Consider the following 24,111-nt stretch of genomic DNA (forward strand, 5'->3'; position numbering starts at 1 on the left):
CTCCTTGAAAAATGACGAGCTAAGTATATAGTGGTGAATAAAGGGTGGACGGGGTTCTGAAACCCTCAGTCCACCCTCTTAACACTTGCTTACGCAGTTGTTGTGGTTTGTTGTTCTCCGCCTTGGCTGCCTTCCAGCAGAGCGTCAGCCATTTTGGAGGTGAGCAGTTTCACGGCGCGGATCGCGTCGTCGTTACCCGGAATGACGTAGTCGATTTCGTCCGGATCGCAGTTGGTATCGACAATCGCCACGATCGGGATGCCCAGCTTGCGAGCTTCCGCTACAGCGATGCGCTCTTTGCGCGGGTCGATGACGAACAGGGCGTCCGGCAGTTCTTCCATGTTCGCGATACCGCCGAGGAATTTCTCCAGGCGCTCTTTTTCCTTGCGCAGCACGATAACTTCTTTCTTCGGCAGTACGTCGAAGGTGCCGTCTTCTTCCATGCGGTTCAGCTCAGCCAGACGAGCTGTACGCTTTTTGATGGTAGCGAAGTTGGTCAGCGTGCCGCCCAACCAACGTTGGTTGATGTAGTAGTGACCAGTGCGTTCCGCTTCTTCTTTCACGGATTCCTGCGCTTGCTTCTTCGTGCCCACGAAGAGCATTTTGCCGCCGTTTGCAGCGAGTTCACGCACGAAGTTGTACGCTTCCTCTACTTTCTTAACGGTTTTTTGCAGGTCGATAATGTAGATACCATTGCGTTCGGTGAAGATATAGCGAGCCATTTTCGGATTCCAGCGACGAGTTTGGTGACCGAAGTGAACACCAGCCTCGAGCAGCTGTTTCATCGAAATAACTGCCATATTTCACACCTCCTTCAGATTGGTTTTTAGCGATGCCTACCTCCGCCTCACCGCATCTTCCGGACAAGACTGCCGATTGGCAGCACCGTTGTCGGAATTGGTGGACGTGCGAATTCAACACCGTTAATGAATATATCATATGGCACTTTCAAATGCAACAAACGATTCCTTTGTTTTTTGCAAAATTGTTCCTCTCCTGTTCGAGGCGTCATTCGCCCGCCGGGCACCGGCCCGGGCCGCGCGCAAACGGGATGGCAGACGGCGGCCTGTCCCCCAAAAAAACACCGCCTTACTTCGCAGGCGGTGTAGTGATAATCCGGACGATCTCCGCTTCGCTTGCACCTACCGGGATCTGATAGGTCCCGACGCGAATCCGGTTCAGTTTGTTCTGTGCGCGCAGCGTCTCCACCAGTGTGTTGTCGGCCTTGAGAACACCCGCTTCCACCATCGAGCGGGCGACACCTTCGGCGGTGGCCCTGTACGGGACCTGAACCGTGACGGTCGCTGCCGGCGGCTTCGGTGCCGACGGAGTGGAATTGGCGGTGTTCCCGCCCGGTTTGGACGAATCACCGGCAGCAGCCGGGGCGGGTGTGGACGGCGGCTGCGGCCCGCTGTTGTCCTCAGGTGGTCGAGGCGATTGCGTTTTGGGCTGTGTCGGTGCCGTTACAGAGGGTGTCTGCGGCTGCTTCGGCGACGCCGCAGACGGAAGCGAGACGTTCTGCTCCTGTCGCAAGCGGTCGTACTCGGCTTTGGACAGGATCACCATCTGCAAAGCCTCAGCCGCCTGCTTTACCTGTTCCTTGGTCAGCGAAGCAGAAGAGGCAGGAGCAGCATGTTGCACCGCTCCCAGAACGGCCGATGCCACAAACAGACCGGCGCCAAACCCAAACAACCATTCACGCTTACTCATCGGCCTTCCCTCGCTCATGAGAACCGGCCAGCGAGAGAATCAATTCGATCTCGCCCTGCCCGGCTCCCAGCCTTTTGGCGATTTCATCGGAGGACAATCCCTCCTGCCGCAGTTCAAAAACGCGCCGATAGCGCTCCTGAAGAGCAAACACATCGGCTGCTACCGCTTCACTTGTACGCGGAGCCTCTGCATCCGCTGCTTGTCCCGCAGCGCTCCATGCGGACCATTCGCTTTCCATACGGGCCAAGTGCTGCTTCAGTTCCGCCACCTCTTTCGCGAGTTCCGCATGTGCTTGCGTCCATCTGCCTTCCGTCGCTTTCTGTTCGTGCCTGATTTGGTTCAGAAACCGCTGCAGGCTTTTTTCCATGTCAGCCTTGTCCCACGCCTCGTTCGGCGCGGTTTCAACAGAGGCGGCCGTCTGTTTCCGTTTGCTCAGGAACGCCGCTGCCATAATCAGCGCTCCTGCACCCATCAGAATATAATAAGGAAGATCCATTGAAGTCACCTGTGCTCCCATCTTGTCTCGGATGTTTACAATGAGATGTCGATAAACCTTCCGCGCAGCGGATCACGCATCAGCACGCCGTCCGACGTACTGCCCTGATCCGTCCCATCCTTCGCTTCGTTTAGTTCCGCGCCGGAATCGGCTTGCTTTTTTCGCTTTTGCTGTTGCTCTCGTTCCCGAATCATGTTTTTTTCCGTCTCGTTGACGTCAGTGGGGCGCTGGCGCATCTGCTGATCCGTCAGTTTTCGGTCATCCGTCTGCCACTGCTGCTGGTGCACGGTCCTCTGCTGATCATGTTCCTGAATGCGGCCGATCTCCGGGCTCCGCGGCACTGACACCTGCCATTCAACCGCTTTCAAACTCATCCGGACTCAACTCCTTCAACCCGTTTCCCATCATGCTGCGTCAGATGAGATGGGAAGTGGTGATTTCCCCCTCCAGCGCGATAAACCGGGTACGGGAGAACTCCTGTTTGATGAAGCGCACCAGTTTGCCAAACACCAGCTTGATACCGGGATACATCAGGTTGTACACTTCCACGGCAGCCGACGCGTCCCCTTCCAATTCCTGTTCCAGTTCTTTTTTTCGCGCCTCCAGTTTCTTTACCTCTTTCTCCAGCACGAGACGCGTATTGGTCAGCTTGATCTGCATCGTTCGTTTTTCCGGAGGCAGTTCGCCGGCGGCCTGCAGCATTTGATTGAGGACGCCCAGCCCCTGATCCGTTTTGCGTAAATTTTCGTACACGTTTTGCAGTTCCTTGGTGATCGAAGACAGTTCCTTTCTGAGCTCCGGTTTGACGCCCACTTCCAGTATGGTCGGGGTCGCGCTCGCATTGCCGATGACGCGAGCCGCGATCTTTTCCCCCGCCTGCAGCAGGCCGCCGATGATAAACCCCTTGGTTCCGTTGCAGATGATCTGCTTTCCGGCCCGGACCTGGGAAAACATGATGCTCTGCGACACCAGCACCTGATTGCCGGCGGTGACGTTCGCGTTCTGGATATAGGATGTCTTTACATTGTAGCCGGCCACCACATGTCCCTTGTCCTGAGCGACGATGCCGTTGCGAATTTCGATCGAGCCCCCTGCCTCCAGCTCAGCTCCCTCCACGCTGCCGAACACGCGGATATCGCCGGACGCCTTTACCCTGAACCCTGTCGGGACGTTCCCGCGAATGACCACCGTTCCCACGAAGTCGATGTTGCCGACGTGAAAGTCTACATCTCCGTTCACTTCAAACACGGGAAAGACATTCACCTTGTCGTTCTCCGTAAACGACACCTGGCCGTCGATGGCGGCGTAGAGCAGCGTCCGTTCCTGATTCATCACCACGTTTTTGCCCGGCTTGATCATGACTTCCCTGCCGTCCTTCGGCGCAATGGGCTCGCCTGTCACGGCCGTCCCCGGCGTCCCAGGTGTTGGCGGCGTCTTGGCAGCCAGCAACTGTCCTTTGGCCACGTTGGGAATATTGGTGATGCTGTAGTAATCCACTCGCCCGTCATCCAACTCTTTGGGCCGTTTGTCACCATGCAGCAGCGTCAGAAATGGATACTCGATTTTTCCGTCGAGCCCGGGAACCGGCGGTGTGCCGCGGGCGACGGTGACCGGAACATTGGCGAATTTGTCAGGATTGCCGACCAGTTCGCTGATGACGCTGTCTAATACGCCGTATGTCACATTTTTCGCGTGCAGGGCATCACGCACGTCTTTTTCCGTAATGAGGATAGGGCCACCCCGCCCCTCGTCGGGGACGACCAACGTGACCCTTGCCTCCAGCTTGTCGGGAGAGATGTTCACTTCCAGTCTGATGTTCCCTGTCTCTTCCATCTTTATTGCCCCCTCAAAACCATGGATTGCTCTCTTTCTGCAATCCCCACTCCTGTCCAGTCCTACATCAACTGCGATTTCCATCGCGACAGAGCTGAGCGCATGCGGGAAATCGCTTTGGAATGAAGCTGCGAGATGCGGGACGGAGAGAGATTCATCACTTCGGCAATCTCTGACAAGGACAGTTCTTCAAAGTAGAACAGCGAGACGACCAACCGTTCTTTTTCCGGCAGCTTGTCGATGACGCCGACCAGAACCTCCTTCAACCCGGCGGTTTCCGCCACGTATTCCGGACTGGGCGTCACTTCATCGATGATGTAGGAATGACGTGCGGTCTTTTGTTCGTCTTCTTCGCCGACCGCTTCATCAATGGAGATCATCGATGCCAGGGAGGTCTCGTAGTGAACCTGGCGCAGTTCCTTCTCGGAGATGCCCAGATACTGGGACACTTCCCCTTCAGTGGGCGTGCGGAGCTTCTCCTGTTCCAGGTAGGAATAGGCCTCTTCGATCTTCTTGGCCTTGTCCCGAATTGTCCGCGGAATCCAGTCGTTTTCCCGCAGTCCATCAATCATTGCGCCGCGAATGCGCCACATCGCGTAGGTCTCAAATTGCAGACCGCGCGTATGGTCAAACTTGGCCAGCGCATCCAGCAGGCCAAAGCGGCCGTAACTGATCAGATCGTCCTTGTCCACATTGGCCGGCAGGTTGCCAGCCAAACGACTGGCAACCTTGTCGACGAGCGGGAGGTACTGGTTCACCAGGTCCTCCTCCGCCTCGCGACTGCCTTCCTGCTTCCACATCACCCATTTATCGAACTGTCTTGCCTTCTCCTGATTGGTAAGCCGTGCCACGAATCAGTCACCAACCTTTACTCATCAGTTAACCGCCTGACAACATCCGCAACGACAGCGGGATCTTGAACTGGTGCAATTCGGTCGATCTGGTTTGTGTTCAGCGGCGTAAACGGTTCATCGTCCAAAGCGGTCCGCTGTTCCCCGCTCTCCGGTGAGGCATCCGTTTCTTCCGCTGCAGCCTTGCCCGTGGCGGCCTCCGATGTATCCATGCCCCTTGCCAGCAGCCAGCGCAGGGGAAACGCCACGAGAAAAAAGAGAATGAAAGCCATAAAGGCCCGCTCCAGCGAGACAAGCCAGGTGTTTCCTCCCAACGCCGTGGCCAGCGTCATGACGAAGCCGAGCAAACCGATTCCTGTGTTCAGCCAAATGGTTCCCCACATACCTATACTTCCTTCACACCTTGATTTACGGTCCGAATCTGGAGAATGCCCGTAGACGTGTCGAATTCGATCGTCCTTCCGCAATTGCCGCCAGTATCCTCAGCCACAATCCTGATCTGCGCGGATTGGAGCGCCCTCTTGCAGGCCTCTACGTTGCGCGGACCAATCCGCATCGTATCGCAGTTGCCCAAAGCCGCGAACATCTGCGCACCGCCCGCCATCTTGGCCACCATGTGGCGGACCGACGCGCCTGCCCGCTCCATCTCCTGAATCAATCGGGGAATCGCCGTATCCGCGTATTTCCCCACCGTGATCTGCCCGCCTTTTCCCAAAGACGATTCGGGCAGCATCACATGGGCCATCCCGCCCACCTTGTGCACGACGTCATACAGCACAACTCCGACGCACGATCCCAATCCAGTCGTGCGCAACCGGTCCGGAGATTTTGCCACGCCCAAGTCTGCCATGCCGATTCTAATGATCTCCATCGAACGGAACTCCTAATGAATCAAATAGTGTTTTCAACGAATCCGGGTCCGGTATCAGAAAAAAGTGGCCTTTCACCCGATCGTTTCCTTCAAAAAAGGCGGTGTCTATCGTCAGGGCGACGTCACCCGTATGCCCGAGCTCGATCAACCCGTGGCTGAGGATCGCTCCGGCCATGTCGATGGCCAGCGCCGGCACGGAAGGCTGCATGCTCAGATTGGTGAAGTCGGCCAGCGACGACAGATACGACCCGGTCAGGATATTGCCGATTTCGTGCAGGGCGGAATACTCGAAATCGGTCCATTCGTACACGTCCTTATCCGCACCTGTCATCTGCCGCAGCAGGCTGCGTGCGGACTCCATGTCCAGGATAAAGAACATGTTGCCGGGGCAATCCCCTTCCACGCGAAGGTACACCGTCACGACAATCGCCTCGGAACCGCCGACACAATCGGCCACCTCATCAAACGGGATCACACTGACCTTCGGCACATTCATGTCAATTTCTTTTTGTATGAGCTTGGAGAGTGCCGTAGCGGCATGGCCGGCGCCAATGTTGCCCACCTCGCGCAGCACGTCGAATTGAAAGTCTCCAAACTTGGCAAAGTAATTCATCGCACTTATCCCTCAAGCGCGTCCAATTGCCTGATTTCTTCGTTGCTCAACACCTTGTCGAGGTTGAGCAGGATCAGGAGGCGTTTCTCCAGCTTGGCCACACCCCGCAGATATGCCGCTTCCACGCCGCCGACCACTTCCGGCGGCGGCTCGATGGCATCGATCGGGATGTCGATCACGTCGTTGGCCGCGTCGACGATCAGCCCCACTTCCAGCTCACCCACCCCTACGATGATGATCCGGGTCGATTCGCCGTAGGCTGTCTCCTCCAGGCCGAAACGGCTGCGCAGGTCAATGATCGGCGTCACCACGCCGCGCAGGTTGATGACCCCTTTGACAAACTTGGGCGTGCGCGGAACTCGAGTGATATGCTCCAATTTTTCAATCGACTTGACCTGGTTCACCTCAACGCCGTACTCTTCGTCTTTCAACCGAAAAACAATGACTTTTACTTCGCCTGTGATTTCTTTTTGCTCCAGCATGGGCTGCGCCTCCCTTTACTTGATCAGTGCGTTGCAATCGATAATCAGTGCAACCTGTCCGTCGCCGAGGATCGTCGCACCGGAGATGGCAAAGACGTTCACCAGGTATTTGCCCAGTGATTTCAGCACAATCTCCTGCTGACCGATGAAGGAATCGACCACCAGGCCGGCCATTTTTTCTCCCTTGCGAACGATTACGACGGCCACTTCGTCCTCACTGCCCACTCCTGCGTCGGGCACCTGGAAGATGTCCTTCAGCGAGACGAGGGGAACCACCCTGCCGCGGAAATCGATCACCTGCTGCTGATGCGCCATCATGATCTCATCTTTGCGGAATACAGCGGTCTCGATGATCGAGCTGAGCGGAACAGCGTACTTCTCGTTTTGCACCTGTACCAGCATCGCCGAGATGATGGACAGGGTGAGCGGAAGCTGGATGAGGAACGTGGTGCCCTGGCCGCGGACGGAGTCAACGCTGACGCTGCCGCCCAGCGATTCAATTTTGGACTTCACTACATCCAGGCCGACTCCTCGGCCGGAGATGTCAGAGATGACCTCAGCCGTGCTCAGACCGGATGCAAACAGCAGCTCGAAAATCTGCTTGTCCGTCATGTTGTCGGCATTGGCGGGATTGACGATGCCCCGCTCGATCGCTTTTTTCAGAACCTTCTCCTTGTTGATGCCGGCCCCGTCGTCCTTCACCTCGATGAAGACGTGGTTGCCGCTGTGGTACGCGCGAAGGCAGATGGTCCCCTCTTCCGGCTTGCCCGCCTTTTTCCGTTCCTCCGGCGATTCGATGCCATGGTCGAGCGAATTGCGCAGGAGGTGCACCAATGGGTCTCCGATCTCGTCGATCACGGTGCGGTCCAGCTCAGTTTCCGCTCCATAAATTTCCAAATTTACTTTTTTGTTTAATTCTTTCGCCAAATCGCGCACCATCCGCGGGAAGCGGTTAAAGACCTGCTCAACCGGCACCATACGCATGGTCAGAATGATGTTCTGCAGGTCGCCGCTGATGCGGCTCATGTGTTCGACGGTCTCCTGCAGTTCGCTCTTGCCGATCTCGCGTGCCAACTGCTCCAGCCGTCCCCTGTCAATCACCAGCTCGCTGAACAGGTTCATCAGCACATCCAGCCGCTCGATATCCACGCGAATCGTCTTGCCCCCGGCGGACACCTTTTTCATACCGCCTGCCGGTGCGTCCGGTTTTTTCTCAACCGCCGGCGCTGCACTGGCTGCCGCCTGCTCTTTCGCCTGCTTTACTTCCTGCTCGGCTTTGGCAGCCGGTTCTTGCAACTGCAGCGGCTCCAGCTCCACATCGCTGATTTCTGAAATGTTGGTGATGGTTTGGCGGATCTTGTCGGCCGGCTGCATCGTGACGTACACCAGTTCAAACGAACGGTCAAACCGTTCGTTCTCAATCTCTTCCACCGCCGGCGTCGACTTGATCACGTCGCCCATCGACTCCAGCTGATCAAACACCATGTAGGCGCGGGCCGCCTTCAGCACGCATCCTTCGTCAAGCGTCACCTTGATCCAGAACAGATTGTGGCCCACGTCCTTGGACTGCTTCAAAACGGTGAGGGCAAACTCGTCCAGGTCGTACTGCCTCTCTGATCCGGCAGCTTCATTTCCGGCGGGGGCAGCCTCCACCACCGCAGCCGTCTCCACAGCGGAAAAATCGCCCGCCACGATGGCACGCAGCTTTTTCACCAGAGTGGAAACATCTGCGGAACCGTCGCCGCCTTCCATGATGTTCATCACCATGCTCTCGATCAAATCGACGCTCTGAAAGATGACGTCCATGATATCGCTGGTAATTGTCAGCTTGTGGTTGCGGATCATGTCCAGCACGTTTTCCGTCTCATGCGTGAGGCTTGCCATGTCCTCAAACCCCATGGTGGCCGACATTCCCTTCAGCGTATGGGCGGAACGGAAGATTTCGTTGACGATCTGGATGTTCTCCGGATCATTCTCCAACAGGAGCAAATTGGCGTTGATCGCCTGCAGGTGTTCCTTTGACTCTTCGATAAACATGTCCAGGTATTGATTCATGTCCACGGGTGATCCACCTCCCATAATCAATGCAACAGCTTACACAACGTTTCGGCTATCCGGTCCAAAGGAACGATGTTGTCGGCAAGGCCCGCCTGAATGGCAGCCCGCGGCATTCCGAAAACGACACATGTCGACTCGTCTTCGACAATGCTGATCACGCGTCCCGCCTCTCTCATTCGGCCCAGGCCTTTTGTCCCATCATTTCCCATGCCTGTCATGATGATTGCCCATTTGTCTACATTTGTCAATCGGCTGGCCGATTCAAACAGAACGTCAACGGAAGGACGGTGTCCACCCCGCGGTTCTTCTTGTTGCAGTCGTGTTTTCAATCCCCCACCGCTCACCTGAACCACTTCCAGATGAAAGCCGCCTGGCGCGATATACGCCGTCCCTGGCTGTATCCATTCTCCGTCTGTTGCTTCCGTCACATGGATGGCGCAAAGCGAATCCAGCCGCTGCGCGAGCGATTTGGTAAAACCGGCCGGCATGTGTTGGACGATGAGAATCGGCGCCGGAAAGTCGGACGGGAGGGCGGTCAACACCGTTTGCAGCGCTTTTGGCCCCCCTGTGGACGTCCCCAGTACAACCAGCTTGGAGACGGCTGACGCTCGGCGCGGGATTGCAGACGCCGGCGGCGTAACACGGGAATCAGCCGTTCCCGGATGGCTGGTGCCCGAAGCCGTACGACCCGGTGTGCCTGTGCCCGGTTGGGCTGCCAGCGTCCACGCTGTCTTTTGCTTGAACAAAGGTGAGCGCATAGGGAACGTGGTGCCGGGCCTGCCCAGCGGTCTTCGCAGACGCCCGTTCACCTGTGTCGCCGCTTTCACCCTTTCGATCAGCCGTTCGGCCACTTTGTGCAGATCGAGCGAAATGGGACCGGACGGTTTGGTCACGAAGTCTACCGCGCCCAGTTCCAGCGCGTGGATCGTCGCTTCCGCCCCTTCCCTGGTCAGACTGCTGAGCATCACGACCGGGACGGGGTGTTCGTTCATCAGACGTTCCAGCGCATCCAGCCCGTTCATGACCGGCATTTCAATGTCGAGCGTAACGACATCGGGATGGAGCTGCTTTACTTTTTCAAGACATTCGAGTCCGTTCTTGGCTCGGTCAACCACTTCAATGTCAGGATCGCTATGTAAGATGTCTGTGATGACTTTACGCATAAAGGCAGAATCGTCGGTGACGAGAACTCGAATCTTGTTCATCCGCTGCTGCTCCTTCCTTCTCCTGTTGCCTACCGAATAAAGCGTCTCAGCTTCTGCAAAAAGCCTCCGATCCCAGCCGGAAGAGACTGCCTTCCCCCCGCCTCTTTTCCCAGGTAGACGGCCGAAAGATGACGGATATCCCTGGACGCCTGCGCGTGCGGAAAGGCAAGCAAAAAGGGCCGCTGCAGTTTCACCGCTTTGGAAACGTGAGGGTCGTCCAGTACAAATCCCAACGGATGGACGTCCATGTTGAGAAACCGTTTGGCCACCATCACCAGCTTTTGGGCGGTCATCGTCCCTTCCCGGGCGGAAGTGACGCGGTTGACCACCAGCCGGATCGTCGTGCGGGGATTGTAGAAGTGAAGCATCTTGATCACGGCGTAGGCATCGGTGATCGCCGTCGGCTCCGGTGTCGTAACGAGAATCACCTCGTCGGACGACAGCATGAACCGCAGCGATTCGTTGGAGATGCCCGCACCGGTGTCAAAGATGATCGTGTCCGCATAGCCCTGCAGCGGCTGCAGACGGGCAAACAGCAGGTCAAGTTTGGCGTCGTCCAACTGCAAGAGCTTGGCAAAGCCGGACCCGCCGGCGATAAAATCCAGCTCGCCCGGTCCCCTTTCCATGATGTCCCATACGGTCATGTCCGGCTGCAGCAGATGCAGCAAATGCCGCTTGGGCGATATCCCCATCAGCACATCCAGATTGGCCAATCCCAGATCGAGGTCGAACAGGATTGGTTTGTGTCCCTTTTCTTGCAGGCCGAGGGCAAAGTTGAGGCTGAAGTTGGACTTGCCGACGCCCCCTTTGCCGCTGGTGACCGTAATCAGCCGGGTCTGCCGGGAGACGTTGTTCTGTTGCATGCGTGCGCGCAGTCGTTCGGCTTGGTCGTGCATGTGCGTTAATCTCCCATGATCATGTTGGCTACCAATGCTGGGGTGGCGGCCACGATGTCGTCCGGGACGTTTTGACCTGTCGTGATGTACGAGAAGGGAAGACCGGTCTCATATGCCACATTCAACATCGCCCCGTACGCTTCCGTCTCATCCGCCTTCGTAAAGATCACCCTGGAAACGGGCACGTCATCAAAGTTGCGGATGATCGCCTTGATGTCGCTGTACTTGGCGGTCAGACTGAGCACCAGGAAATTGAGGCAGTCCGCATCATGCCGCAACAGCTCCCGAATTCCCTGCACGTATTCGTCGTTGCGGAAATTGCGGCCGGCCGTATCGACAAAAATCAGATCGCATCCGCTCAACCGCTCCTTCGCCTGGACGATTTCTTTTGGCGAGAAGATCACTTCAAGCGGCACGTTCAAGATGTTGGCGTACGTCTTCAACTGCTCGACGGCGGCAATTCGGTACGTGTCCGCCGTGATGAATCCGATCCGCCGCTTGTCTTTCAGCATGCTGTCTGCCGCCAGTTTGGCAATGGTGGTGGTTTTTCCCACCCCGGTTGGCCCAAAAAAGAAAGCGTACCTGACGCCAGACTCGATTCGTGACGGCATAGGCGATGCCTGTTCCACCCGTTCAGCGATAATCCGCGCAGCGGCTCGCTTCGCCTCTTCTTCCGTCCACTGAGCAGACGGCTCACCGTGCAGGAGCACCTGGCGGATGATGTCCGCCGTCACCTCTTCTGCGACCTCCTGCCTGACGAGATGCGCCTGAACCGCCTGGATTGCAGGCGGCAGTTGGCTGCTGAGGCCGTTGACCAACAGCTTGTCAAAGACCTGCCGCATATCCCGCACTTCGTCCGCCAACTGCTTGCTGTCGGCAGCAGCTGCCATGGAAGGGGCTCGCTTTGCCTGCGAGTGGTCGGGACGGGAGGCAGCCTGACGAGCGGAGTCAGCAGCCGCTTCATGCGTCAGCCGAGTATCGATGCCGGGAGGCTCTGATTCTGCTGTCGCCTGTCCAGCAGTCACCGTCGCCGCTTTTTGATAGGCCTGCTTGGCGGCGTAGCTGCCTGTCTGCGGCAAGGCAGAGGGGTCCGGCTGGCTGGCGGGAGAGGCGCTCGCTGCCCGCTCGGCCCCTTTGTCATCAACGGCGGCCACCACTTCGATCCGCTGCTTTGTGAACAATCCGAACAGTCCACCAGTTCGGATCGGCTTGGAGTTGAGGATGATGGCGTCCTTCCCCAGGTCAATCCGGATTTTCTCCAGGGCGTCCGGCATGGAATCGACAACGTAGCGCTTCACTCTCACGTCAGGTTCACCATCCCTACGCTTTGCACTTCAACATGCGGCTCCAGCTCGCTGTAAGACAAGACAGGCACATCCGGCATCATCCGCTCCATCAGCTGCCGCAGGTACATGCGAATCGCCGGAGAGGCGAGAATGATCGGCTGCTGGCCGGCATTGACCATTTTGCTCACTTCCGCCGACATGCTCTGGTAAATCCGCTGGGACGTCTCCGGGTCCATGGCCAGGTAGGTTCCCTGCTCAGACTGCTCGATTCGCTCGGAGATGGCCTTTTCCAGTCCAGGGCCTGCAGTGATCACCCGCAGCGGCTGTCCGGGCTCGGTGTATTGCAGCGTAAGTTGGCGGGACAACGCTTGGCGCACGTACTCCGTCAGCACGTCCGGATCTTTGGTGTAGACCGCGTGATCGGCCAGCGCTTCCAAAATGACCGGCAGATTGCGAATCGACACCTTTTCCCGGAGCAGTTTTTGCAGCACTTTCTGCACGTCGCCGATCGACAGCGTGCCCGGAATCAGTTCGTCCACCAGCACAGGCGCCGTCTCCCGTACATTGTCGATGAGGGAGCGCGTCTCCTGGCGGCCGAGCAGCTCGTGGGCGTGCCGCTTGATCACTTCCGTCAGATGGGTGGCGACGACGGACGGCGGATCGACCACGGTATAACCGGACAGTTCGGCAATCTCCTTATTTTCTTCTGTTACCCACAATGCAGGCAGTCCAAACGCCGGTTCGACCGTTTCGATACCGACAACCGCATCGTCTTCGAAACCGGGACTCATCGCCAGATAGTGATCCAAGAGGATCTCTCCCTTGGCGACCTGGTTTCCTTTGATTTTGATTATGTACTCGTTGGGACGCAGTTGGATATTGTCGCGAATGCGGATTACCGGCACGACGATCCCCAGTTCCAGCGCGATCTGTCGACGGATCATGATGACGCGATCCAGCAGGTCGCCGCCTTGTTTGGCGTCGGCAAGCGGAATCAGGCCGTAACCAAACTCGAACTCGATCGGGTCCACCTGCAGCAGGTTGACCACACTCTCGGGACTGCGCACTTCCTCGATCTGCTGTTCCTCTTCCTGTTGGGCCGTCTCTTCCTGCTCCACTTTCTGCTTCTTGTTCATCTTCCATCCGGCGAACCCGAGCAGTCCCGCTACTGGCACCACCGGCAGCAGTCCGATTGGCGTCAGCAGGCCTAACAGGGTGATGCCGCCAGCCACGATCAACAGCAGGCGGGGGTAGCTGAACAACTGGTTGCTAATATCTTCGCCCAGCCCGTCGCCGGAAGTGGCACGAGTGACGATGATACCCGTCGCCGTCGAAATCAGGAGAGCCGGAATCTGGCTGACCAGCGCGTCGCCGACGGACATGGTGGTGAATCGGGAAGCCGATTCGGCAAAACTCAGATCGTGAATAACCATCCCGATGATGAAGCCGCCGATGATGTTGACGATGAAAATAATGATGCCGGCGATCGCGTCCCCTTTGACGAATTTGCTGGCACCGTCCATGGCGCCGTAAAAGTCAGCTTCGTCCTCGATCTTTTTGCGGCGGGCGCGCGCTTCCGCCTCGGTAATCATCCCGGCGTTCAGGTCGGCGTCAATGCTCATCTGTTTCCCCGGCATCGCGTCCAGCGTGAAGCGGGCGGCCACTTCCGCCACGCGCTCCGAGCCTTTGGTGATCACGATGAACTGGATGACGACGAGAATCAGGAAGACGACAAACCCCACCACCTGATTGCCGCCGACGACGAAACTGCCGAACGCTTCGATGACCTTTCCGCCATCGGCGTGCGAGAGAATGTTCCGCGTCGTCGATACATTCAGCGCCAGGCGGAAGAGCGTGGTGATCAGGAGCACCGTGGGAAAGATGGAAAATTGCAGGGCTTCCTTTGTGTACATCGAGACGAGCAGAATCGTCAATGCAAGGGAGATGTTCAGGATCAAGAGCAAATCCAAAAGTTCAGACGGCAGTGGGATCACCATCATGACGACAATGCTGATGACGAACAAAACGGTACCCAGCTCTTTGAATCTGAATCCCACCGTGCATCCTCCTTTCTTTTGCTTATTTCACTTTCCCTTGCAGCTTGTACACGTACGCGAGAACTTCCGCGACCGCTTTGAACAACTCTTCGGGAATTTGTTGGCCGATCTCGACTTGACTGTAGAGAGCCCTGGCCAAGGGCTTGTTTTCCATGGTGATGATGCGATGTTTTTGGGCGATTTCCTTGATTTTCAGCGCGAGGTAATCCTGCCCTTTGGCGATGACTGTGGGGGCGCTCATCTCGCTTGCGTCGTACCGGATGGCAACAGCGAAGTGCGTCGGGTTGGTGATGACCACGTCCGCTTTCGGCAGCTCCTGCATCATCCGGCGAATGGCCATGCTCCGCTGACGCTCGCGGATTTTCCCTTTGATCAAGGGGTCCCCTTCCGCCTGTTTGAATTCATCCTTGATGTCCTGTTTGGACATGCGCAGGCTCTTTTCATGTTCGTAGCGCTGGTACGCGTAGTCCAGAACAGCCAGGACCACCAGCGTCATGCCGATGTACAGCCCCAGTTTGGTCGCTTCCGAAGCTGTCAGTGAGAGCGCTGCTCCCAGCGGCTTCAGTGAGAGCTGCACCAGCTCGTCCTTGGTCTCCCACAAGATCATGAACGCAACGAGAATGCCCGCGCTGATTTTTAACAGCGATTTGAACAGTTCCACCACGGAGCGCAGGCTGAACAGCCGTTTCAGCCCCTGTACGGGATTCAGCTTGTCCAGCTTGATCCGCAGCGGTTCGGTGGTAAACAGCCAGCCCACCTGCATGTAATTGACGAGAACGGCGACGGAAAACACCACGCCCAGAACCGGTCCGACGATTTTCACGGCTTCAAAGGCAAGCTGATAGAAAATGACCCGCAGATTTTCCTCGTTCACCTGCCAGCTCGTGTAGGTGACGAGCGACTCCCGCAGCAGATTCTGGAACGTGTGAAACATGGACGACCCCAGCACAATCAGCATGAGAAACGTCGCGGTCAGGCTGACGGACGGGGACAAGTCCGCGCTTTTGGCGACCTGCCCTTTCTTTCTCGCGTCCTGCCGCTTTTTCGGTGTCGCCTTTTCCGTCTTTTCGCCGTTGAAATACTGCAGATCGACCGGATACAAAAAGGCAAGTCGTTTCATGCTGCGCCTCCGAGCCACTTCATCATTTCCGCAAGCGCCCGAAACATTTTTTCAAACAAGCCGTTCAACGTCAGCAAAAATGCGGGCATGACCACGATCAGCATCAGAAAGCTGGCGAGCAATTTGATGGGCAATCCCACCACAAAGATATTAAATTGCGGGACCGATTTGGCGATAATTCCAAGAGAGAGATCGACCAGAAAAATGGCGACCACGATCGGCGCTGCAATCAGAAAGGCACTGAGAAACATGTCGCGAAACACCTTGACGGCCATCCACATCACTTGCTCACTGCCAAACGCAGCCCACATCTTGTCAAGCGGAATCGCCTGATAGCTGGCAAGAATCCCTTGGATCAACACGTGATGGCCGTTGATGCTCAACAAATAAAGCATCGCCAGGATGTTCTTGAAGTTGCCCGTCAGCGGCACGTAGGCGCCGGTGCGCGGGTCGATCACGTTGGCCATCGCCAGCCCCATTTGCATGTCCATCAATCCGCCGGCAACCTGGACGGTGACGTACATCAGCTCGCATATCACGCCGAGAATCAGGCCGACCAGCGCTTCCTTGACCGCGTAGAGCACAAAGGTGAGATCCAGCGGAATCTGCCCCTGGACCGGCACGTAGCTGAAACTGATCAGCGCCAGGACAAAAGCCAGGCCGATCTTGTACGGATTGGGCACGCCGCGCACCGAGAAAAACGGAGCCGAGACGAAAAACGCGGTCATCCTGACAAACACCAGCAGCAAAACAGGTAGATGAAGCATGATTGCAGCTATCATTTTTATCTATCCCACAAAGCGGTGCAGATTGCCGAAGATCCCCATCGTGAACTCCAGCATCACCCGCAGCATCCACGGCCCGACGGCCAAAATCGTGACGAAGATGGCGACAATTTTCGGGATGAATGCCAGCGTCTGTTCTTGAATTTGTGTGGTTGCCTGAAAAATGCTGACGAGCAAGCCGACCAGCATGCCGACGCCCAGCGCCGGTGCCGTCACCAGCAGGATGGTGTATACGGAGCTTTGGGCGATTTGCATCAAAAATTCTTGTGTCATGCTCTCCCTCCTAGGCTGGCTTGTCGGCCGGATGTCAGAAACTGGCCAATAGTGATTTCACGACCAAATACCATCCGTCCACCATGATGAACAGCAATATCTTGAACGGCAGCGAAATCATCACAGGGGCAGCATCATCATCCCCATGCCCATCAGGATGCTGGAAATGATCATGTCGATGACGAGAAACGGAATGAAAATCATGAAGCCGATTTGAAATGCGGTCTTCAATTCGCTGATGGCATACGCCGGCACGAGCGCGCTCAGCGGAATGTCCTGAATTGTCTTGGGCCTTTCTGCTTTCGTGTACGACAAAAAGAGCGCCAAATCTTTTTCCCGCGTCTGCTTGGCCATAAATTCCTTGAACGGAACGACCGCCGCTTCCAGCGCTTGCTGTTGGGTCATTTTGCCCTGCATGTACGGTTGTACCGCCGTCTCGTTTACCTTTGCCAGCGTGGGCGCCATGATGAAAAACGTCATGAACAGCGCCAGCGAAATCAGCACCTGATTGGGCGGCATCTGCTGCGTAGCCAGCGCGTTGCGGACGAAGGACAGCACGACCACGATCCGCGTGAAGCTGGTCATCAACAGCAGGATGGCAGGCGCTACGGACAAGACCGTCAATATCAGCAGAATCTGTACCGCCGAGGAGGTTTCTTGCGGCGTTCCGCTGCCTCCGCCAATCTTCAGATCGATGGTAGGTACGAGCGGCACATTGGCAGGCGCTGCCGCCGCCCATTCCGGTATCGCCAGCAGCACCGCAGCGATCACCAGGAGCTGGAATAGTTGTTTCATCCTCGATCCCCTCTGTCATGACCTTGCTTCTCCACCCAGGTCCCCGTCTGATCGGACCGCTTGTCGAGATCGTTCCACTGCTTGCGCAGCAGTTCTGCAAACGTACGCCCGTCCGCATCCGACAGGTGTATTTCTTCGTCTTCTGTCTGCCGCTTTCGGCCAAACGGCAGCCAATCGAGCGAAAAACCGGCAAGCGGCGGCTTGATCTCCGCTTCTGCCAGGATGAGGTCTGCCTCTTCCCCTGGTGGAATCTGCTTGAGCAGCTGAACGTTCTCTCCCACGCCGAGCAGGTACAGCGACTCCCCGATCATCACCAGTTGGATCGTCTTGCCGTTGCCCAGCGGAGCCGCACTGATCACTTTGATCGGACCATGCGCCTGTCCCATCTGCCGCCGGCCGAGAAAACGAAGCAGCAGATAGATCAGGACGACGATCACCCCGAGTGAAAAGATCACCTGAAACAGATAGCCCCACATGCTGCCTGTCTCACTGCCGGGTATGGCCGCCGGCTCTGGGCCGCCGGCGGGCGCACCGGGAGAGAGTGTTCCTTTGCGCAGGGCGTCTGCTACGGAGTCTTCCTCTGCCAGTGCGGAAGCCGGAAGGGAAGCGACAATCGCAGCGATGATGCAATACACCCAGATGAGACGCGCCCCTGGTTTCCGGAAAAACTTCATCATTAGCCCAGCGTTTTCTTGATCGCTTCCAGCACGCGATCAGCCTGGAACGGCTTGACGATAAAATCCTTGGCGCCCGCCTGAATCGCATCAATGACCATCGCCTGCTGCCCCATTGCCGAGCACATGATGACACGGGCGTTCGGATCGATTTTCTTGATCTCCTTCAGTGCAGTGATGCCGTCCATCTCCGGCATGGTAATGTCCATCGTCACCAGATCCGGTCCCAGCTCTTTGTACTTCTCCACCGCCTGCGCACCGTCGCTCGCTTCGCCTACCACGGTGTATCCGTTTTTGGACAGGATTTCCTTGATCATCATGCGCATGAACGCTGCGTCATCGACAACGAGTACTTTGTTGGACATAAGTAAGCTCCTCCTTTTTTATCCGGTGATTTGATGATTCATTGTAATTTTTGTACGCGGTCCCACTGGCTGATGATGTCTGTGACGCGCACGCCAAAATTTTCGTCAATCACGACGACCTCCCCTTTGGCAATCAGCTTGTTGTTGACCAGGATGTCGACGTGTTCGCCTGCCAGCTTGTCCAGTTGGATGATCGAGCCGGCGGACAGGTCGAGAATTTCCTTGATCAGTTTTTTCGTCCGTCCCAGTTCAACGGTCACTTGCAGAGGAATGTCCATCAACAGATTCAGATTTTGTCCGTCAGCGGAAATCATCGGGTCACCTCCAAACGGCGCAAATTGGGCCGGTTTCACATTGGCCTGGTTGCTCGGTTGTCCACCCAGATGCTGCGGGGCGGACGGCACTTGCTGCCCTGCATACTGAGGCGGATAGGGCGGATAGCCTGCGGGCATTCCCTGTGGGTAAGCGTTCGGGTACATGGGCTGTCCCGGATATCCCATCGGCGCATAACCGGCCGGAGGAGCTTGCGGGGGTTGCACCGGTTGCTGCGGCGGCATCTGCTCTGCAGCGGGAGCGTCCTGTTGTACCTCCTGCTGTGGAGCCGACACGCTCAGTGCGGGCATTTCCGTCGCAGCCGCGGCCGCTTCCAGCTCGCTTGCAGAACCGCCGGTCAGCCTGTTGATCATTTCACGAGCGAAGGAGAGCGGCAGCAGCTGCATGATGTTGGAGTCGATCAGCTCACCTTGTTCCCCTACTTTCAGCCGGAAAGACACCTTGACAAGCGGCGTGTCATCTTCGGTGAATTTATGCCCGTCCTTGCCCTTGGCCAAATCCATGATGTCAATCCCGGGCGGCGAGATGTTCACCATCTGGTTGAAGATGGTGGACATCGACGTGGCGGCTGACCCCATCATCTGGTTCATCGCTTCCTGCACCGCGCTGATGTGCATTTCTGTCAACTCAGTGGACTCTGGCCGGCCGGAACCGCCCATCATCAGGTCGGCGATCACCGCAGCGTCTTCCATCCGCACCACCAGCAGATTGATTCCCTTGAAGCCGTCTGTGTACTCGACGTGAACGGCGACGTGCGGGATGGGAAATTCCTTCTCCAGGTCGTGGACATGAACCATCGAAACCGTCGGCGTGGTGATGTCCACTTTTTGGTTCAACAACGTGGAAAGAGCCGTTGCAGCGCTTCCGAAGGAGATGTTGCCGATTTCACCGAGCGCGTCCTGCTCAAACTCGGACAGGAATTCAGCGACGTTGGGAGCGCTCGAAACTTCTTCTACTTCCTCTTCCTCCTCAACCAGATTGTTCGCGCGGAGCAGCGCGTCAATCTCTTCCTGCGAAAGCATGTCTCTAGTCATTGTTCTCCTCCCCTTCCTCGAGGACTTCTTCGATCTGCACGGCTACACGCCCTTTATGTGTACCGGGTTGTCCAAGGAACTTCAGGCGATTGCCCACCCGGATTTTCAGCTTGTTCTCGATGAGCTGGTCGAGCTGAATTACATCACCCGGCTGCAACTGCAAGAACTCGCCCACCGTGATGGTGGCCGTGCCCAGCTCGGCGATCACCGGCAGCTTGGCCGTCTTCACCCGCTCCTCCACGCGCAGCCGCTCTTCTTCGTCCCTGTTCTTCTTCTGCTTGGAAAACCAATACTGCCCGGACAGTTTCGGCATGATCGGCTCCAGCACGACATGGGGCAGGCAGAGGTTGATCATGCCCGTGGTGTCTCCGATCTTCGTGCTGAACGAGATGACCGCAACAATTTCATTGGGGGAAACGATCTGCATGAACTGCGGATTCATTTCCAGCCCTTCCATGTACGGATCAAGCTCGATGATCTGCTTCCATGCCTCATGAAACGTATCCAGCGCCTTGCTGAACACCCGTTCCATGACAGTTGTCTCAATTTCCGTCAACGCCCCCATCTTGTCCGGAATCGTTCCCTGTCCGCCGAGAAGCCGATCCAGCATGGTGTATGCGATGTTCGGATTCACTTCCAATACCATGCGCCCTTCCAATGGCGGCGCCTCAAAAATGTTGAGGATGGTCATTTTGGGAATGGAGCGAATAAACTCGTCATACGGCAATTGGTCGACGGAGGCAACCGTAATTTGCACGAAGGTACGAAGCTGAGCGGAAAAATACGTCGTCAACAGCCGCGCGTAGTTTTCGTGAATGCGCGTCAGGCCGCGGATCTGATCTTTGGAAAAACGCAAGGCCCGTTTAAAGTCGTATACTTTTACCTTTCGCTCAGACTCTTCTTTTTTCAGCTCGTTGGCATCCATCTCTCCCGACGAGAGCGCGGCCAACAACGCGTCAATCTCACTTTGTGAGAGAACCTCGGCCATGTGTCGTCACCTCCCAGCTATGTATACATCCATCGTGGCTTACGACAAGACGCGCTTCGTCGTCAGCACCTGTACGATTTTTCCTTCCTGCATGAGCGCACTGATTTCGTTCATGATCTTGGCTTCCAGTTTGTTGACGCCTTCTGTTCCTTTGATGTCTTCGGGGGACAGGCCGGCCAGTGTCTTGATGATGATCTGGTTGACCTGGGGCAGGCGCTGCTGCAGTTCTTCCTTGGCATCTGAACTGTCCGCCGTTATCGTAAAGCGAACAATAATGTAGTTGTCGGAGAGCAGATTGGTCGTGATTTCTCCGGTATCCACGGAGTATGCCTCCAGTTCTTTAGCCGTGAGAGCCCGTACCCCCTTTTCTTCACCATGGCTTGCGGTTTGTGCTGCTGGGGACAGGTACGTCTGCCAGAGAACGAAGGATACGACACCCAGAAGCGAAATCGCGATGATGATGATAAGTGCCATGTTAAACAACCGGTTTTGAAACATCACACGTGCCTCCCGCTATTCAATGAAATCGTCCGGAACGCGCGGCGCCGCGCTTGCCGGGAACGTCTGCCTGTAAAAGTCCACTATCCGCGAAGCCACTGCCTCAGCGCTTTCCCTGACGATGTATTTCTTGCCGTTAAACAGCGTGATGACCGTGTCGGGAGTGGATTCCACCATTTCGACATGGGTAGCGTTGAGGTAAAACTCCTCGCCGTTAAATCGCGTCAGTCTGATCATCGGCTGCTCCTTTCGGGATGGGGGGCGGCGGGATGACCGCCTCCCCCTCATTCATCCGCTAGGCGTTATCGTTTCAGGTTGACCAGTTCTTCCAGCACGGTGTCGGACGTGGTGATAATGCGGGAGTTGGCCTGGAACCCGCGCTGAGCGACAATCATCTCGGTAAACTCTTCAGACAGGTCCACATTGGACATCTCCAACTGACCGGAGATGATGTTCACCTTGGCAGTTGCCGCATCAATCGGTGTGGTCGGATCTTCTCCGTATGCCCCTGCGTTGACGGTATATTCGTACAGGGAGTTGCCAATTTTCTTCAGGCCGCCCGGGTTGTCAAACGTCATCAACCCGATCTGGATGGAAGAATCCAGCTCTCCAGCCTCATCCACCGTGGTGATGACCCCGTCTTTACCGATGGAGTAAGAAACGATACCATCGTTCCGCGAGATTTGAATCGGTTCGCCATTCACGTCTACCAGTTTCAAACCTTGCGGGTTTACCAAATAACCAAGCGCGTCACGGGTAAAGTTGCCGGCACGGGTGTAGTAGTACGTCTCGCCGCCATCCGGCGTAACCATGAAAAACGCTTCCCCTTCGATCGCCAAATCCGTGATCACGTTGGTGGTCATCGGGCTGCCGGCCGTAAACACCGTGTCAATGGAACCGATCTGCGTCCCCAGTCCGACTTGCATCGGGTTGGAACCGCCCTTGCCGTCATCGGTTGGTGCAGTCGCACCGGCAATGTTTTGGCTGAGAATGTCCTGAAACATCGCGCGGCCTTTCTTGAATCCTACCGTGTTCACGTTGGCAATGTTGTTGCCGATTACGTCCAGTTTGGTTTGAAAACCGCGCAGACCGGAAATGCCGGAGTACATGGAACGAAGCATTAACAATTCCTCCTTCACAAACAGGTATCGGGTCTATTGGCGACTGCCTCGGTCATTCGGCAGCCGACGGGCTTCCTCCGAGAGGTCCAGCCCTCTGATCCATTCATGCAAAGACCGCGCTGTCGATGTTGGTAAACACGTTTTCCTTCATGCTGACGTCGTCGACGGCGGTAATCACTTTTCGGTTGATGATGCTGACGACGTAGGCGACGTTGTCCATCAAGATCAGCGATTCTTTCGCCCCTTTGTCAGCCGCTTTTTGCACAGCCGACTGCAGTCGGTTCAGCTCGGCTTCGTTGAGCGAAATCCCCCGTTCGCGCAGACGCATCAGTGCGTGCTGACTGAACGTGAGGGGCTTGGGGCCTTTCGCTTTGTCAACAGACTCGGCGAGGTAGTGGCGAAACGATTTGCCTGCCGGTTCCGCACCGGTCGTGCTAACAGCAGCTGGTCGCTTTGGCTTGTTGGGAAAGTAGGTCTGCCCCACGTAAAACGTGTGCATGGCGGTCCCCCCTTTCACGAACAGCTAGCCCGGCTAGCGAATGCCAGTAAAGGCAGCACGGCCCAATTCCCGCCCAACCGCGGCAAAATCACTATCCTCCAGCAGTCCTTCCAGCGAAAATTCCACCTGATCTTCCTGCTGTTCCTGTCGCTGGCGCCCATCGCCTTGCTGACGTGCCTGCTCCCGCTGCTGCTGGAAGGCAAACGAACTTGCCTGATGCTGATTGACTTCCAGGCGATCCACCTGCAGACCTTGTTGGGTCAACGCTGCGCGAAGCTGCGGAAGCTGGTTGTCCAGCAATTCCTTGCCGGCTGCCGTTTCCGCGGAAAACTGAGCCGTAATCACCCCGTCACGAGCGGTGATGATCACGTCCACTTGGCCCAGCGACTGCGGGTGGAGAATCAGTTTGGCCTCGTGCACGCCGTTCCCCTGGGTGATTTTCATCTGTTGGACAAACAGCTGCGTGACTTGCTGCGCAAACTGCTGGGCGTGTACGGGATGAGCTGTCACCGTTTGCTGCGGAATTCTGCCGTGATTCACCACTTGGTGGAACGGAAGAGCAACCGCGTGCTCAGGCAAGATGACTGATTCCGATTCCGCCAGCGGCGAAGCCTGCACATTCAGCGTCTGCTGAACGGGTGTGCTGCTGCTGCGCACCTGCACGGCGGCTTCCGCCTGGTAGCTGGACAGGGCCTGGGTGACGCGAAGGGACTGCATGGTGAGTTCCTTTTCCGCGTGCCGGATGGGAACGACAGATGGTTCCGCGCTCCGGATGCCGCCTTTTCCATGGATCAGGACAAGCGGCTGCTTTCTGGTGTCACTTTCCTGTTTGCCGGCTGCTGCCCGCAGCTCCTCGCCGAACTGCTTCAGCAGAGCCTCCACCTGCTTGTCCACCTGCTGCCATTCGATCACCTTCGCGCCTCCTTCGGCACGTGCGAACGATACGATGGCTTCGGCCAGTTTTTCTGCCGTCGCCTGCGGGATGCCCCGCTGAGTGAACGTAGCGGCAACCTCTTCGGGATCCTGCATGTGAAGCGTCGGGAAAAGCTGTTGGATCAGTGCCAGCAGATCAGCCAGCAGCGCCATGTCTTCGGCGCCTGCTTCGCCTGGCAGGGACTGAGACGGTTCCCCCGCCTGCACATTTTGCAGCACGCTGCCAATCTGTGCAGCAAACAGATCTCCACCCTCCGGATTCGGCTGTGCAGAGACGCCGACTGTGATGGCGGACGCCGCCGGAGCTCCCTTCACATTGGCTACATTCATCTCAT

Annotated in this window: 27 protein-coding genes and 1 pseudogene; all 28 read right to left on the reverse strand. The window is 56.7% G+C overall.

The annotated features are described in order from the left end of the window. Nucleotides 1-89: 89 nt before the first annotated feature. Complete coding sequence (gene rpsB / locus IRT44_RS16405) at nucleotides 90-800, reverse strand: 30S ribosomal protein S2 (protein WP_029098978.1); 711 nt, start codon at nucleotides 798-800, stop codon at nucleotides 90-92. A 289-nt stretch (nucleotides 801-1,089) separates the two neighbouring features. Further along, complete coding sequence (locus tag IRT44_RS16410; RefSeq protein ID WP_212132457.1) at nucleotides 1,090-1,710, reverse strand: DNA polymerase III subunit gamma/tau; 621 nt, start codon at nucleotides 1,708-1,710, stop codon at nucleotides 1,090-1,092. After that, complete coding sequence (locus IRT44_RS16415; protein ID WP_230077013.1) at nucleotides 1,703-2,206, reverse strand: DUF6115 domain-containing protein; 504 nt, start codon at nucleotides 2,204-2,206, stop codon at nucleotides 1,703-1,705. Before IRT44_RS16415 ends, IRT44_RS16410 begins: the two co-directional genes overlap by 8 nt. 35 nt (nucleotides 2,207-2,241) lie before the next feature. Then, nucleotides 2,242-2,580, reverse strand: a complete 339-nt coding sequence (locus tag IRT44_RS16420) for a hypothetical protein (protein ID WP_212132458.1) — start codon at nucleotides 2,578-2,580, stop codon at nucleotides 2,242-2,244. Nucleotides 2,581-2,620: 40 nt separating this feature from the next. Continuing rightward, nucleotides 2,621-4,039 carry a flagellar assembly protein A gene (locus IRT44_RS16425; RefSeq protein ID WP_230077014.1) on the reverse strand — a complete coding sequence of 473 codons (1,419 nt, stop codon included), beginning with the start codon at nucleotides 4,037-4,039 and terminating at the stop codon, nucleotides 2,621-2,623. A gap of 62 nt (nucleotides 4,040-4,101) precedes the next feature. Beyond that, complete coding sequence (locus IRT44_RS16430) at nucleotides 4,102-4,890, reverse strand: FliA/WhiG family RNA polymerase sigma factor (RefSeq protein WP_171564661.1); 789 nt, start codon at nucleotides 4,888-4,890, stop codon at nucleotides 4,102-4,104. Nucleotides 4,891-4,907: 17 nt separating this feature from the next. Beyond that, nucleotides 4,908-5,273, reverse strand: coding sequence for a hypothetical protein (locus tag IRT44_RS16435; protein ID WP_230077015.1), 366 nt, complete (start codon nucleotides 5,271-5,273; stop codon nucleotides 4,908-4,910). 2 nt (nucleotides 5,274-5,275) lie between these two features. Next, nucleotides 5,276-5,761 (reverse strand): chemotaxis protein CheD, encoded by a 486-nt coding sequence (locus tag IRT44_RS16440; protein WP_230077016.1) that lies wholly within the window; start codon nucleotides 5,759-5,761, stop codon nucleotides 5,276-5,278. Beyond that, nucleotides 5,748-6,374: a chemotaxis protein CheC gene (locus tag IRT44_RS16445; RefSeq protein WP_171564658.1), complete on the reverse strand. Its 627-nt coding sequence runs from the start codon at nucleotides 6,372-6,374 to the stop codon at nucleotides 5,748-5,750. The genes IRT44_RS16440 and IRT44_RS16445 overlap by 14 nt, the downstream gene beginning before the upstream one ends. Before the next feature lie 5 nt (nucleotides 6,375-6,379). Further along, nucleotides 6,380-6,856, reverse strand: coding sequence for a chemotaxis protein CheW (locus tag IRT44_RS16450; protein ID WP_212132459.1), 477 nt, complete (start codon nucleotides 6,854-6,856; stop codon nucleotides 6,380-6,382). Between the two features lie 15 nt (nucleotides 6,857-6,871). Continuing rightward, nucleotides 6,872-8,917 (reverse strand): chemotaxis protein CheA, encoded by a 2,046-nt coding sequence (locus tag IRT44_RS16455; protein ID WP_230077017.1) that lies wholly within the window; start codon nucleotides 8,915-8,917, stop codon nucleotides 6,872-6,874. A gap of 20 nt (nucleotides 8,918-8,937) precedes the next feature. Next, on the reverse strand, nucleotides 8,938-10,119 hold the full coding sequence (locus IRT44_RS16460; RefSeq protein WP_230077018.1) for a protein-glutamate methylesterase/protein-glutamine glutaminase: 1,182 nt from the start codon (nucleotides 10,117-10,119) through the stop codon (nucleotides 8,938-8,940). Between the two features lie 29 nt (nucleotides 10,120-10,148). Further along, a complete protein-coding gene (locus IRT44_RS16465; protein ID WP_230077019.1) occupies nucleotides 10,149-11,015 on the reverse strand; it encodes a MinD/ParA family protein in 867 nt (288 codons plus the stop codon). A gap of 5 nt (nucleotides 11,016-11,020) precedes the next feature. Continuing rightward, nucleotides 11,021-12,319, reverse strand: a complete 1,299-nt coding sequence (flhF, locus tag IRT44_RS16470; protein ID WP_230077020.1) for a flagellar biosynthesis GTPase FlhF — start codon at nucleotides 12,317-12,319, stop codon at nucleotides 11,021-11,023. Then, nucleotides 12,316-14,358 (reverse strand): flagellar biosynthesis protein FlhA, encoded by a 2,043-nt coding sequence (gene flhA, locus IRT44_RS16475; RefSeq protein WP_171564652.1) that lies wholly within the window; start codon nucleotides 14,356-14,358, stop codon nucleotides 12,316-12,318. Before flhA ends, flhF begins: the two co-directional genes overlap by 4 nt. Nucleotides 14,359-14,380: 22 nt before the next feature. Continuing rightward, nucleotides 14,381-15,478 (reverse strand): flagellar biosynthesis protein FlhB, encoded by a 1,098-nt coding sequence (gene flhB, locus IRT44_RS16480; RefSeq protein WP_230077021.1) that lies wholly within the window; start codon nucleotides 15,476-15,478, stop codon nucleotides 14,381-14,383. Continuing rightward, nucleotides 15,475-16,260 carry a flagellar biosynthetic protein FliR gene (gene fliR / locus IRT44_RS16485; RefSeq protein ID WP_216369253.1) on the reverse strand — a complete coding sequence of 262 codons (786 nt, stop codon included), beginning with the start codon at nucleotides 16,258-16,260 and terminating at the stop codon, nucleotides 15,475-15,477. Before fliR ends, flhB begins: the two co-directional genes overlap by 4 nt. A 6-nt stretch (nucleotides 16,261-16,266) precedes the next feature. Further along, nucleotides 16,267-16,536 (reverse strand): flagellar biosynthesis protein FliQ, encoded by a 270-nt coding sequence (gene fliQ / locus IRT44_RS16490; RefSeq protein WP_029098961.1) that lies wholly within the window; start codon nucleotides 16,534-16,536, stop codon nucleotides 16,267-16,269. 34 nt (nucleotides 16,537-16,570) lie between these two features. Then, nucleotides 16,571-17,331: pseudogene (fliP, locus tag IRT44_RS16495) on the reverse strand (flagellar type III secretion system pore protein FliP). After that, nucleotides 17,328-17,966, reverse strand: a complete 639-nt coding sequence (locus tag IRT44_RS16500) for a flagellar biosynthetic protein FliO (protein WP_230077022.1) — start codon at nucleotides 17,964-17,966, stop codon at nucleotides 17,328-17,330. Before IRT44_RS16500 ends, fliP begins: the two are co-directional and overlap by 4 nt. A gap of 41 nt (nucleotides 17,967-18,007) precedes the next feature. After that, nucleotides 18,008-18,370 carry a response regulator gene (locus IRT44_RS16505; protein ID WP_029098958.1) on the reverse strand — a complete coding sequence of 121 codons (363 nt, stop codon included), beginning with the start codon at nucleotides 18,368-18,370 and terminating at the stop codon, nucleotides 18,008-18,010. Nucleotides 18,371-18,408: 38 nt separating this feature from the next. Continuing rightward, entirely contained in the window at nucleotides 18,409-19,737 is a 1,329-nt protein-coding gene (fliY, locus tag IRT44_RS16510; protein WP_171564648.1) for a flagellar motor switch phosphatase FliY, read from the reverse strand. Then, complete coding sequence (gene fliM, locus IRT44_RS16515; protein ID WP_171564647.1) at nucleotides 19,730-20,725, reverse strand: flagellar motor switch protein FliM; 996 nt, start codon at nucleotides 20,723-20,725, stop codon at nucleotides 19,730-19,732. The genes fliY and fliM overlap by 8 nt, the downstream gene beginning before the upstream one ends. A 39-nt stretch (nucleotides 20,726-20,764) precedes the next feature. Beyond that, a complete protein-coding gene (locus tag IRT44_RS16520) occupies nucleotides 20,765-21,223 on the reverse strand; it encodes a flagellar basal body-associated FliL family protein (RefSeq protein ID WP_171564646.1) in 459 nt (152 codons plus the stop codon). Nucleotides 21,224-21,238: 15 nt separating this feature from the next. After that, on the reverse strand, nucleotides 21,239-21,460 hold the full coding sequence (locus IRT44_RS16525) for a flagellar FlbD family protein (RefSeq protein WP_171564645.1): 222 nt from the start codon (nucleotides 21,458-21,460) through the stop codon (nucleotides 21,239-21,241). 65 nt (nucleotides 21,461-21,525) lie between these two features. Continuing rightward, on the reverse strand, nucleotides 21,526-22,344 hold the full coding sequence (gene flgG / locus IRT44_RS16530) for a flagellar basal body rod protein FlgG (RefSeq protein ID WP_171564644.1): 819 nt from the start codon (nucleotides 22,342-22,344) through the stop codon (nucleotides 21,526-21,528). Nucleotides 22,345-22,447: 103 nt separating this feature from the next. Then, nucleotides 22,448-22,843, reverse strand: coding sequence for a TIGR02530 family flagellar biosynthesis protein (locus tag IRT44_RS16535; protein WP_171564643.1), 396 nt, complete (start codon nucleotides 22,841-22,843; stop codon nucleotides 22,448-22,450). A 33-nt stretch (nucleotides 22,844-22,876) separates the two neighbouring features. After that, nucleotides 22,877-24,106, reverse strand: a complete 1,230-nt coding sequence (locus IRT44_RS16540; RefSeq protein ID WP_171564642.1) for a flagellar hook-length control protein FliK — start codon at nucleotides 24,104-24,106, stop codon at nucleotides 22,877-22,879. Nucleotides 24,107-24,111: the final 5 nt, after the last annotated feature.

The organism is Brevibacillus sedimenti (genome assembly GCF_020923495.1).
GTDB lineage: Bacteria > Bacillota > Bacilli > Brevibacillales > Brevibacillaceae > Brevibacillus > Brevibacillus aydinogluensis.